The organism is Zoogloea sp., assembly GCF_041914405.1.
In the GTDB taxonomy this organism is placed as follows: Bacteria; Pseudomonadota; Gammaproteobacteria; order Burkholderiales; family Rhodocyclaceae; genus Zoogloea.
The window spans coordinates 1-12,333 of record NZ_JAYSDK010000049.1 but is presented as its reverse complement, the minus strand read 5'-3'; the positions used below and the strand labels follow the sequence as shown (position 1 = coordinate 12,333).

General features: G+C 65.0%; 10 protein-coding genes. 6 read left to right on the top strand and 4 right to left on the bottom strand.

The annotated features are described in order from the left end of the window. Positions 1 to 104 precede the first annotated feature (104 nt). Positions 105 to 875: a ParA family protein gene (locus ACE3RX_RS21360; protein WP_374486991.1), complete on the top strand. Its 771-nt coding sequence runs from the start codon at positions 105 to 107 to the stop codon at positions 873 to 875. Between the two features lie 69 nt (positions 876 to 944). On the opposite strand, the gene ACE3RX_RS21355 is transcribed toward ACE3RX_RS21360, so the two are convergent. Continuing rightward, positions 945 to 2,756 (bottom strand): asparagine synthetase B, encoded by a 1,812-nt coding sequence (locus ACE3RX_RS21355; protein WP_374486990.1) that lies wholly within the window; start codon positions 2,754 to 2,756, stop codon positions 945 to 947. 56 nt (positions 2,757 to 2,812) lie between these two features. Continuing rightward, positions 2,813 to 5,020, bottom strand: coding sequence for a UvrD-helicase domain-containing protein (locus ACE3RX_RS21350; protein ID WP_374486989.1), 2,208 nt, complete (start codon positions 5,018 to 5,020; stop codon positions 2,813 to 2,815). A gap of 315 nt (positions 5,021 to 5,335) precedes the next feature. Here ACE3RX_RS21350 and ACE3RX_RS21345 point away from each other — a divergent pair, with 315 nt between their 5' ends. The 5 genes from ACE3RX_RS21345 to ACE3RX_RS21325 all read left to right on the top strand — a co-directional run bounded on the left by ACE3RX_RS21345 (position 5,336) and on the right by ACE3RX_RS21325 (position 10,014). Continuing rightward, on the top strand, positions 5,336 to 5,662 hold the full coding sequence (locus ACE3RX_RS21345; protein WP_374486988.1) for a hypothetical protein: 327 nt from the start codon (positions 5,336 to 5,338) through the stop codon (positions 5,660 to 5,662). A 300-nt stretch (positions 5,663 to 5,962) separates the two neighbouring features. Further along, entirely contained in the window at positions 5,963 to 6,295 is a 333-nt protein-coding gene (yajC, locus tag ACE3RX_RS21340; protein WP_374486987.1) for a preprotein translocase subunit YajC, read from the top strand. Positions 6,296 to 6,372: 77 nt separating this feature from the next. Beyond that, the gene (gene secD, locus ACE3RX_RS21335) at positions 6,373 to 8,232 is read left to right on the top strand and encodes a protein translocase subunit SecD (protein ID WP_374486986.1); all 1,860 of its coding nucleotides are present in this window, start codon (positions 6,373 to 6,375) and stop codon (positions 8,230 to 8,232) included. A gap of 166 nt (positions 8,233 to 8,398) precedes the next feature. Continuing rightward, complete coding sequence (gene secF / locus ACE3RX_RS21330; RefSeq protein ID WP_374486985.1) at positions 8,399 to 9,331, top strand: protein translocase subunit SecF; 933 nt, start codon at positions 8,399 to 8,401, stop codon at positions 9,329 to 9,331. 5 nt (positions 9,332 to 9,336) lie between these two features. Then, positions 9,337 to 10,014: a 4'-phosphopantetheinyl transferase superfamily protein gene (locus tag ACE3RX_RS21325; protein ID WP_374486984.1), complete on the top strand. Its 678-nt coding sequence runs from the start codon at positions 9,337 to 9,339 to the stop codon at positions 10,012 to 10,014. Positions 10,015 to 10,143: 129 nt separating this feature from the next. Here the strand turns inward: ACE3RX_RS21325 and ACE3RX_RS21320 are convergent, their stop codons facing one another. Next, positions 10,144 to 10,593 (bottom strand): transposase, encoded by a 450-nt coding sequence (locus ACE3RX_RS21320; protein WP_374486983.1) that lies wholly within the window; start codon positions 10,591 to 10,593, stop codon positions 10,144 to 10,146. A gap of 113 nt (positions 10,594 to 10,706) precedes the next feature. Then, complete coding sequence (locus ACE3RX_RS21315) at positions 10,707 to 12,128, bottom strand: MBL fold metallo-hydrolase RNA specificity domain-containing protein (protein ID WP_374486982.1); 1,422 nt, start codon at positions 12,126 to 12,128, stop codon at positions 10,707 to 10,709. Between the last annotated feature and the right edge of the window lie 205 nt (positions 12,129 to 12,333).

Sequence of the window (12,333 nt, the reverse complement as noted above, 5' to 3'; positions counted from 1 at the left end):
AGCAAGCGCGATTACGCACCTTCGGTAAATACGGACTCACCCCGATTGCGTGGCACAATCGCTCCCGCTTGAAAATGCACGGACAGACAAACAGAGGAACGAAGATGCGACGCGTGGTGTTCAATCAGAAGGGTGGCGTAGGCAAATCCACCATCACCTGCAACCTGGCGGCGATCAGCGCCCAGCAGGGTTTGCGCACGCTGGTGGTGGATCTGGACCCGCAGGGCAACTCCACCCACTATCTGCTCGGCGATGCCGCCGACAACGTGGACGACACCCTCGCCGGCCTGTTCGAACAGACCCTGTCCTTCAAGTTCAGCCCCAAGAAGACGGCCGAGTTCGTCCACCCGACGCCCTTCGACAAGCTGTCCATCCTGCCGTCCCACCCGATGCTGGAAGAGCTGCAGAGCAAGCTCGAATCCCGCTACAAGATCTTCAAGCTGCGCGACGCCCTCGACGAGCTGGCCGACGACTTCGACGCGGTGTTCATCGACACCCCGCCGGCACTCAACTTCTACACCCGCTCCGCGCTGATCGCCACCCAGCTGTGCCTGATCCCCTTCGACTGCGACGACTTCTCCCGCCGGGCGCTCTACGCGCTGCTGGAGAACGTGCAGGAGATCCGGGCCGACCACAACCGCGGCCTCGAAGTGGAAGGCATTGTAGTCAATCAGTTCCAGCCCCGCGCCAGCCTGCCGCAGAAGCTGGTTCAAGAACTCATCGACGAAGGCCTACCGATCTTCAAGACTTACCTGTCCAGCTCGATCAAGATCCGCGAGAGCCACGAACAAGCCAAGCCGATGATCCACCTGGATCCGAAGCACAAGCTGGCCCAGGAGTTCGCCGCCCTCCACGCGGAGCTGCGCAACGCCTGACGCCAGCCCGGGCCCCGCGCGGGGTCCGGTGGCAACCGGCCGCTTCAGCCGGTTGCCACCAACAAGGAATCAGGCGCCCTCGAAGCGCCAGTCAGGAGCGTGGGCCTGCAGCCAGTGCTCGAGCGCCAGGACGATCCACACCATTTCCCCGTAGTAGCCGGGATGCTCGGGCAGGCGCTTGTCGAGCACCTCCCGCAGGAAGCCTTCCGGCATCACGCCCCGGGTCGCAAAGGACGCCAGCGCATCGGTGGCGAGCTGACGCAAGCCCGGATGCTTGATGGCCCACACACCGAAGGGCAGGCCAAAGCCATGCTTCTTCTTGGTGATGATCTCGTCGGGCAGGAAGCCGCGCAGGGCCTCCTTGAACATCCAGCGCAGCTTGAGCCCCTTGAGCTTCCACTCGGTCGGCAGACCCAGGGAAAAATCGAGCAGTTCATAGCTCAGCAGCGGGAAGCCGACGTCGAGCCCCGCCAGGCGGGTCGTACCGACCACCTTGGGCAGGTCGTTGTCAGCCAACGTATATTTCCAGTCGAAAGCCAGCATGTGGTTCACCAGGCTGGCCTCCCCGACCTCCGCCCAGGTGGCACGCTGCAATTGCCCGGGACCATGGACGTCGATCGCCTTGAGGAAGCCCGGCGTGAAGACCTTGTCCATGCCAAGGCGGATCAGCAGGTTGTAGATCTCCAGGCGATCAGGCATCGGAATCGAGGCCTGCTCCACGTAGCTCACACCCTTGCGGACGAGCGGGATGCGCTTCATCCCAGGCAGCGTGGAGAGCGGTTCGACGACCGCCGAACGCAGCAGGGACGGAATCGTGTTGTACCAGCTGAAGATGCGCTGCATCGCGTAGCGGGCGTTGCCGCCGAACAGCTCGTCGCCACCGTCACCGGCCAGCAGCTTGGTGATGCCGTCTTCCCGAGCCCGGCTGGCGCAGATCCACGCCGGCACCGCGGAGGAGTTGCCGAACGGCTGGTCGTAGGAGCGGGCCACCTTCGGAATGCCGTCGATCAGGTCGTCCGGGGTGACGTAATACTCGTGGTGGTCGGTCTTGAAATGCCGCGCCGCAATGCGCGCGTACTCCATCTCGTCGTAGCCCTGGGCATCGAAGCCGATCGAATAGGTCTTCGCCGGCTTGCCGCTGACCTGGCAGAGCATGCCGGACACCGTTGAACTGTCGGTCCCGCCGGACAGGAAGGCGCCGGTACCCTCACCCGCGTATTCCTGCTCCACCGAGGTCCGCACGATGTCGAGGAAGCGGGTCTTGGCCTGCTCAAGGCTCATGCTGCCCCGCTCGTCGAAGCGCGGCGTCCAGTAACGGGTCAGCTGCAGCGCACCGCCTTGCCATTCCAGCCGCGATGCCGGCAGCAGCCGCGCCACCTCCTTGAAGATGGTGTTCGGTGACGGGATGACGTGGAAATAGAGGTAGTTGAAGACGGCCTGGGCACTCACCGAACGCTGGCGCACCGGCACACCGTTGGCCCGGTCCGACAGGGCGAGAGCCCCGCCTTCCTGCGCATAGCACCAGGGCTCGGTATCGAAGCGGTCATTGAACAGGGTGACCGCATTGCGGCGCGTGTCGACGAAGGCGATGGCAAAACGCCCGCTGATCTCGCCGATGAAGGCAGCCCCGCGCCGGGCGAACAAGTCCAGCCAGAACTCCACCGGACGGGTGTCGCCCCCCTCCGCGCTGCGCGGACTGCCACGCACGATGCAGACGAGGCCATCCCGCTCCGCCACAACCGCCGGACGCCGGACCTGCAGCCGCCCGCCGCCCCATTCTCCCACCCACAACCCGGCGTCCTGGCGGATCGCCAACGCGGCTGCGGACCCGGCAGACGCCTCGAGACGCACCTCGATCAGGGACTTGCTATCCAGTTCCAACTCCAATTCGCCGCCTCCCAATGAATTCACGCGAACCATATTGTCATCAAAAGCCGTTACACGGGTATCAACTTTGCCACTGCCAGCATCAACCACTTGCTGCCGGCCTCGGCAAACTTCACCTGCACGCGGGCGTCATTGCCACTCCCTTCGGCAGCCACGATGACACCATCGCCGAAGCGCGCATGACGCACGCTCTGGCCGATAGCGAGTCCGCCCAGATCGCGGGACTTCTGCGGCGGCGGCGGCATGCTCGGAGCGGCAGGCTTAGCAGCGCCAGGGTTGTAGTAACGGGTGGACGGCTCGGACACAAAGCTGCGCCGCGGATTCGGCGGCGTCAGCCACTTCAGCAAGCCCTCAGGGATCTCCTCGAGGAAGCGTGAACGCAGGTTGTAACGGACCTGACCATGCAGCATGCGGCTCTGGGTGAAGCTCACGTACAGGCGCTGGCGGGCCCGCGTCACCGCCACGTACATCAGGCGCCGCTCCTCCTCCAGCCCGTCCAGTTCAAGGGCGCTGTTCTCGTGGGGAAACAAACCTTCCTCCAGGCCGGACAGGAAGACCACGTCGAACTCCAGCCCCTTCGCCGCATGGACGGTCATCAGCTGCACCGCCTCGGTACCCACGTCGGCCTGGTGGTCGCCGGCCTCCAGCGAGGCATGGGCGAGGAACTCGGCCAGCGTCGAGCCGTGTTCTCCCGGCACCTCGCCGGTGCCCAGTTCGGCGCTGAAATTGGCTGCCGCGTTGATCAGTTCGTCCAGGTTCTCCAGGCGCTCCTGGCCTTCCTTCTCGGCCTTGTAATGGGCACGCAGGCCAGACAGCTCGATCACGTGATCGACCATCTCGTGCAGGCGCAGGCTGGCCGTCTCCTGGCGCAGACGCTCGATCAGCGCCACGAACTGAGCCAGCGCAGCCCCCGGCTTGCCGCTGAGGTGCGGCACCGTCTGGTACAGCGGGGTGTTCCAGGTACGCGCCGCATCGCCGAGCACCTCCAGCGAGCGGGCGCCGATACCGCGGGTCGGGAAATTGACGACCCGGGTGAAGGCGGTGTCGTCATCCGGATTGGCGATCAAACGCAGATAGGCCAAGGCATGCTTCACCTCCTGGCGCTCGAAGAAGCGCAGCCCGCCATACACGCGGTAAGGAATCCCACTGGAGAACAACTGGTGCTCCAGCACCCGCGACTGGGCATTGGAGCGGTACAGCAGCGCAATGTCGGCACGGCTCATGCCATCCCGCACCAGGGACTGGATCTCCTCGACGACCCAGCGTGCCTCGTCGGTATCGGTAAACGCCTCGTAGACGCGGATCGGCTCGCCGGCGCCGCGGTCGGTCCATAGCTGCTTGCCGAGGCGCTTGCTGTTGTTGGCGATCAGCGCGTTGGCCGCATCGAGGATATTTCCGTGGGAACGGTAGTTCTGTTCCAGGCGGATCACGCTGCCGACCTTGAAGTCCTTTTCGAAGTCGCGCATGTTGCCGACCTCCGCACCGCGGAAGCGGTAGATCGACTGGTCGTCGTCGCCCACGCAGAACAGGCTGGCGCCCCCCTCCCGGCCACCGTCGGCGAGCAGGCTCAACCAGCGGTACTGCAGCACGTTGGTGTCCTGGAACTCATCCACCAGGATGTGCCGGAAACGCCCCTGATAGTGGCGGCGGATCGGCTCGTTGCGTTCCAGTAATTCGTAGCTGCGCAGCAACAACTCGGGGAAATCCACAACTCCCTCGCGCTGGCACTGTGCTTCATACTCCATGTAAAGCTCGACCCGGCGTCGGGTGTAGTCGTCCCAGGCCTCCACCGCCGCGGGGCGGACACCCGCCTCCTTCTGGCCGTTGATGAAGTGCTGCAGCTCCTTGGGCGGAAACTTCTCGTCGTCCACGTTGAGGGCCTTGAGCAGGCGCTTGATTGCCGCCAGCTGGTCGCCGGAATCGAGGATCTGGAACAACTGCGGCAGGCCTGCATCGCGGTAATGGGCGCGCAGGAAGCGGTTGCACAAGCCGTGGAAGGTGCCGATCCACATCCCGCGGGTATTGACCGGGAACATTGCCGACAGGCGGGTCAGCATCTCCTTGGCGGCCTTGTTGGTGAAGGTCACGGCCAGGATGCCCTGGGGACTGCAGTAGCCGTTCTGCAGCAGCCAGGCGATGCGCGTGATGAGCACCCGCGTCTTGCCCGAGCCGGCGCCGGCGAGGATCAGCGCATGCTGGGGCTCGAGGGTGACAGCGGCGAGTTGTTCTGGATTGAGATTGTCGAGCAGCTGGGACATGGAGCAGTACGAAATGCGGCGAAGGCCGCCATTCTACCGCCCGCCCGGAACTCAACCGAGGCCCGGGGAATTTCGTGACGGAATCCCTGCTTGCAAATGAAAAAAACCGTCACATCTTGCAGTCGAAGCCACAAGCACCTAAACTTGAGTTGTGCAATGCAGCAAACAGATCGTACTGAGGGCTAACAAAGCTACGCACAACAAGGGAAATGCGCTAACAAACATCGTATTGCAGCGCATCACAAAGTCGCCACCGAGCGGCTGTTAGAAGTAGCCCCACGCTGTTTGATGCTCCCCATACCGGAGTAACAGCAAATGAAGACACCTAAAACCTTACCTTGGCACGCCCGCAAGGCCGGCGTGTCCGTCGAAAGAGCAGAAGTATTGTGGCGCAAGGCGCTGCGCGAAGCCACCGCCGATACCGGCTGGGTCGGCACATCCGAATTCTGGGGCGCCGCCGAGGGCCGCTTCCTCGAACTGCTGAAGGAAGAGCAGAACACCCTCTGCACCCCGCACATGGAAACCTTCATGCGCACCCAGCACCGCATGGGCCTGTTGCCCCTGCTGGCTGCCGAACAAATGTTTACTGCAATGTCCGCCAACTGGCAGAGATTTTGCGACGAGATGCGCAAAGCAGCCTGAGCGCTGCCAAACGGCCCCGAAGAGGCCGTGCCAACCGGGTTTTTCTCCCTCCTCTCCCTCGTGGAGATTGACGGCGTCTGTCGCAAGGCAGACGCCGCTTTTTTTCGTGGTTTCCCGGGACTGACGGGCAAATGAATTCGCCCGCACAAGCCCCCCAGCCACGAACACCCCCGTGGGGGCGAATTCATTCGCCCATGAACCGCCCCCCCCCGTTCTCCCCCGCCGGGCGTGGCCGGTCGAAAGCCTGCTGCGGGCTGCTGCTATAATCCGACGCTTTGCATCTGCCCACCGGAGTTTAATGTGCTGATTTCCAACGCCTTTGCCCAGGCCGCCCCGGCCGCTGGACAAGACCCGCTGTCCAGCATCACCGGCGTCCTGCCGCTGATTTTCATGTTTGCGGTACTGTGGTTCCTGATGATCCGCCCGCAAATGAAGCGTGCCAAGGAACATAAGGCCCTGCTCGAAGGTCTGCAGAAGAACGACGAAGTCCTGACCCAGGGCGGCATCGTCGGCAAGGTCGTCGCGCTCAGCGACGCTTACGTCACCGTCGAGGTGGCTGCCAACACCCAGATCGTCGTGCAAAAGGGCGCCATCAGCGCCGTGCTGCCGAAGGGCACCCTGAAGTCGATCTGATCCGGCTGGCGGCCGGTGCCCTGCCCCGGCCGCCCGGACGCTTCGTTGCGCCTGTCACCCACCCTTTCCGCCTGACCATGAACCGCTACCCCCTCTGGAAAAACCTCCTCATCGGCATCGTCCTGCTGTGGGGTCTGATCTACACCCTGCCGAATTTCTACGGCGAGGTTCCCGCCGTACAGGTATCCAGCGGCAAGGCCACCCTCAAGCTGGACACCAGCGCCACCCTCAAGCGGGTGGAAGAAAGCCTCGCAGCGTCCGGACTTCAGCACGACGGCCTGTTTGCCGACCTCAACAGCGTGCGTATCCGCTTCCACGACACCGACACCCAGCTGAAAGCCAAGGACGTCGTCGAGAAAGCCTTCAACCCGGATGCCAGCGACCCGTCCTACGTGGTCGCCCTCAACCTCCTGTCGGCCAGCCCGCAGTGGCTCACCAGCATCCATGCGCTGCCCATGTACCTGGGCCTCGACCTGCGTGGCGGTGTGCACTTCCTGCTGCAGGTAGACATGAAGGGGGCTGTCACCAAGCGCCTCGACGCCACCACCGGTGACCTGCGCACCCTGCTGCGCGACAAGAACGTCCGCCACATCGGCATCAGCCGCGAAGGCCAGACCGTCGTCGTGCGTTTCCGCGACACCGAAAACCAGGCCCGCGCCAAGGCCGTGATCACCGCCAACACCAACGACCTGCAACTGGTCGAAGGCCAGGACGGCGCCGACTTCAAGCTGACCGCCAGCCTCACCCCGCTGGCCCAGAAAACCATCCAGGAATTCGCGATCAAGCAAAACATCAGCACCCTGCACAACCGGATCAACGAACTCGGCGTGGCCGAGCCGGTGATCCAGCAGCAAGGCCTCGACCGCATCGTGGTCCAGCTGCCCGGCGTGCAGGACGTGGCCAAGGCCAAGGACATCCTCGGCCGCACCGCCACCCTCGAGATCCGCATGGTGGACGACACCCCGGGCGCCCTCGAAGCCGCCATGACCGGCAGCGTGCCGCCCGGCACCGAGCTCTACAACGAGCGCGGCGGCCGTCCGCTGCTGGTCAAGAAGCAGGTCGTACTGACCGGCGAACGCCTCACCGACGCCCAGCCCGGCTTCGACGGCCAGACCCATGAGCCCGCCGTGCACCTCACGCTGGACGCCGCCGGCGCACGCATCTTCAAGGACGTGACCCGCGAGAACGTCAACAAGCGCATGGCCATCCTGCTCATTGAAAAGGGCAAGGGCGAAGTCGTCACCGCCCCGGTCATCCGTGGCGAAATCGGCGGCGGCCGCGTGCAGATCTCTGGCCGCATGAGTTCCGAAGAAGCCACCGACACCGCGCTGCTGCTGCGCGCCGGCTCCCTGGCCGCCCCGATGGAGATCATCGAGGAACGCACCATTGGCCCGAGCCTCGGCGCCGACAACATCAGCAAGGGCTTCCACTCCACCCTGTGGGGCTTCATCGCCATCGCCGTCTTCATGTGCCTCTACTACATGCTGTTCGGTTTCGTGTCGGTGATCGCACTGGCCTCCAACCTGCTGCTGCTGGTGGCCCTGCTGTCCCTGCTGCAAGCCACGCTGACCCTGCCCGGCATTGCCGCCATCGCCCTCACGCTGGGTATGGCGATCGACGCCAACGTGCTGATCAACGAGCGCATCCGCGAGGAACTGCGCAACGGCTCCAGCCCGCAGGCGGCCATCCACGCCGGCTACGACCGCGCCTTCGACACCATTCTCGACTCCAACGTCACCACCCTGATCGCCGGCATCGCCCTGCTCGTCTTCGGCTCCGGCCCGGTGCGCGGCTTCGCGGTGGTGCACTGCCTGGGCATCCTGACCTCCATGTTCAGCGCCATCCTGGTCTCCCGTGGCCTGGTGAACCTGATCTACGGCAAGAAGCGCAAGCTCGAGAAACTGGCCATCGGCCAAGTCTGGAAGCCGGGCGTCTGATCGGTATCTGGCGACCGTGGGGGCAAAACGCGCCCCTGTAGCTATGGTCCCTGTAGGGGCGAATTCATTCGCCCTAACAGCGTATCAACGTGAGGCGGGCGAATAAATTCGCCCCCACGCAATTTGAGGCGGGCGGATTCAGTCGCCCCTACTCGAGGCACAAAAAATGGAATTCTTCCGGATCCACAAAGACATCCCCTTCATGAAGCACGCGCTGGTGTTCAACGTGATTTCGTTGGTCACCTTCCTGCTGGCGGTGTTCTTCCTGGCCACCAAGGGCCTGCATTTCAGCGTCGAATTCACCGGCGGCACGCTGATGGAAGTCAGCTACAGCGAACCGCCGGCCCTCGAAAAGCTGCGTGACGCCCTCGCCAAGGAAGGCTACCAGGACGCCCAGGTGCAAAACTTCGGCAGCGCCCGCGACGTACTGATCCGCCTGCCCAACCGGGACGGCGTGGAAACCGGCAAGGTCAGCGAGAAGGTCATCGCCAGCCTCGGCGCCATCGAAGGGCCCAAGCCTGAACTGCGCCGCGTCGAGTTCGTCGGCCCGCAGGTCGGCAAGGAACTCGCCTCCGACGGCGCCATGGCGCTGCTGCTGGTGATCGGCGGCATCGTGGTGTACCTGGCGATGCGCTTCGAATGGCGCTTCGCCGTGTCCGCGATCATCGCCAACCTGCACGACGTGATCATCATCCTGGGCTTCTTCGCGCTGTTCCAGTGGGAATTCTCGCTGCCGGTGCTGGCCGCCACCCTCGCGGTGCTCGGCTACTCGGTGAACGAATCGGTGGTGGTCTTCGACCGGGTGCGCGAAACCTTCAAGAAGAAGCGCGGCCTCACCACCCCGCAGGTGCTCGACCACGCCATCACCAGCACCATCAGCCGGACCATCATCACCCACGGCTCCACGCAGATCATGGTGCTGTCGATGCTGGTCTTCGGCGGCGAGACCCTGTTCTACTTCTCCCTCGCGCTGACCATCGGCATCTGCTTCGGCATCTACTCCTCGGTGCTGGTCGCCAGCCCGCTGGTCATGTGGCTCGGCGTATCCCGCGAGCAGTTCATGCAGCCCAAGAAGGAAAAGCAGGAAGCCGTCGTCTGACCCCCGTGGATCCAGCCGTCACCCTGTGGGTGCTGGATCTCGACAGCCCCACCCAAGACTGCGCCCGTGCCTGGTCCCTGCTCGATGCGGGGGAACAGGCACGGGCGCAGCGTTTTATGCGAGAGACCGACCGTCGGCGCTTCATCCTGCGCCGCGCCGCCCTGCGCGAAATCCTGGCGCAGCACACCGGGCTTCCGCCAAACGCCCTGCCCTTCACCCACAATCCCTTCGAGCGTCCTTTCCTGGCCGGCGTCGAGCTGGATTTCAACACCTCCCACAGCGACGGCCTGGCCGTCATCGCCATCACCCGCAGCGGGCGGGTTGGCATTGATGTGGAACGCCGGCTCCACGACGCCATCGACCCGGCAATCCTCCAGCCCCACCTCTCCCCGGCGGCCTACGCCGCTTTTCTGCAAGATCCACCCGCCCGGCGAGAGCACAGCTTCTACGCCTGGTGGACGCGCGTCGAAGCTTTCGCCAAAGCCCGTGGCACCGGCATCGTGATGCAAGCCCCGCCCCCGCTCGACGGCCACCCCGACGACACCCGGTCTCGTGTGCTCCCAGACGACCACGGCCACCCACAAACCTGGCACCCCACGCCCCTCACCCTCTCCCCCCGCCACGCCGCCACCCTGGTCGTCTCCGACACGCCTCGCCCGGTCAGCATCAAGCAATGGGGATAACAACCAAGCCCTAACGGCCCCCGTGGCCGCCCCTGCGGGGATTGTCCGGGTCCCTGTTGGGGCGAATTTACTCACCCGCGGAGGCTGCTCCACCGGCAGAGGGCGAATGAATTCGCCCCACGGGAGGCCCTACAGCCAGACGGCATCCCAGTGAGGATAGTCGCTGACGCGAGGAACGAGCTGGGCCCGGAGGGGATTGGCGACGATGTAGCGGGCGATGCTGGCGAGGTCTTCCTCGCGGCGGATCGCGCGGTCGTGAAAGGCTTTCTGCCACACCGCGCCCTGGCGGCCGAGGCGGCGGTTGACGGCGAGGGCGCTGCGGGCCTTGAAGGCCTTGACCACCTCGCCGAGCGGCCGCAGTTCCTGCAGCTGAAACAACCAGTGCAGATGGTCGGGCATCAGCACCCAGGCCATCGAATCCACCCAGCCCTCGTCGTGCATGCGTCGCATCTCTGCGACCACCACCCGTGCCAGGCCAAAGTCATGGAAACACGGACAACGCCCGTCCGTCACAGTGGTGATCGCATAAACCTGGCCCGGCAAGGAAACCCGGCCACGGCGCAGAGCATCGTGGGTCATGGGGGATTACCCAGTGGAGAGGCGTTTGTGTTTGTGGACCGCAGGTTTCCGTAGGGGCGAATTTATTCGCCCGCAGTCGGTGGCATACGCGCCATGGGCGAATGAATTCGCCCCTACGAGCCATTCACCACCTTTACCCGGCCGGCGGTTTCGTGGGTGAGGCGTTGGGCGAGGGCTTGGCGGGCGGGGGATTCGCCGTGGATGAGGCGGACTTCGGCGGGGAGGACCGGCATGCGGGTGATGAAGCGGATCAGGTCGTTTTGGTCGGCGTGGGCGGAGTAGCCGGACAGGGAATGGATGCCGGCGCGAATGTCGATGCGTTCGTCGTCGATGTCCACGTAGCCGCCGCCCGGGCCGTAGGTCTGGATCGCGTGGCCGGGGGTGCCGCGGGCCTGGTAGCCGACGAAGAGCACGTCGTGGCGCGGGTCGTGGAGCATGGCCTTGAGGTAGTTCATCACCCGCCCACCGGCGCACATACCGCTGGCGGCGATCACCACCGCCGGCTCGCCGCTGCGGGCCAGGCGGCGCACCGTCGCCTCGTGCTCGGCGTGGTCCTCGATACCCTGCAGCTGCTCGAAAGCCAGCGGCTTGCGGCCGGCCTTCACGCGGGCCAGGCCCTCTTCGTCCCAGAAGGGCTGCAGCTCGCCATATAGGCGGGTGAAACGCCCCGCCAGCGGCGAATCCAGGTAGAACGGCAGCGACGCCCAACTCTCGGCATGGGGCCCCGGATCACGCCGCTGCTGGTAAAGGATGTCCTCGAACTCGTAGAGCAGCTCCTGGGTGCGGCCGATGCTGAAGGCCGGCACGATCACCGTGCCGCCGTTGCCGAGCGCCTTTTCCACCACCGCCTGCAGCTGGCGCCGGCGGCTATGGCGGTTCTCGTGGATCTTGTCGCCGTAGGTGCTCTCCAGCACCACCACGTCCGCCGCCTCGGGCGAGCGCGGCGCCGGCAGCAGCGGCGTGAAGGGGGCCCCCAGATCGCCGGAGAACACCACCCGTAGCTGCTCCCCGCCGGCCCGCGTGACGTCCACCTCCACATAGGCCGAGCCCAGGATGTGCCCAGCCCGCTGCAGGCGGATCCGGCAGCCCGCCCCCTTACCGCCGTTACCGTCGAAAACCCGATACCAGGTATTCCACTTGAGCGGCCGGATGCGCGCTTCGACCATCTCCAGGTAACGCTCCACCAGCCGCGCATCGCGGCTCACCCCGAAGGCGAAGGCATCCGCCAGCACCACCGGCAACAGCTTGGCCGACGGCTCGCTGCACAGGATCAGCCCCTTGAAGCCCGCCGCCAGCAACCACGGAATCCGCCCCACGTGGTCGATATGCACATGGGTCACCACCAGCGCCCGCACCGCATCGAGCGCAAAGCCGATCTCCATGCGGTCCTGCGCCGACACCCCGTCCGGCGCCGTCTCCGCGCCCTGGAACAAGCCGCAGTCGATCAGCAGGCTGTTGATGTCATCGATGAAGAACTGGTGACACGACCCCGTCACCCCGTCCACCGCCCCGTGATGGATGATGTTTGCATTCATGGTGCGGAGTGTAGCCGGGGGGCGGAAAATTCCATATAGGTATTTTGATTGAGCGGTGGTCTCCCCCTACTGTGGGGGCGAATTCATTCGCCCAAACGCGCGGCCCATTCCTGTGGGGGGGGGGGGGGGGGGGGGCCGCCGGCCCTCGGCCCGGCCCGGGGGCCGGCAGGGGAGCCCCCCACGGCCCGGCCGGGGGGGCGGGGGC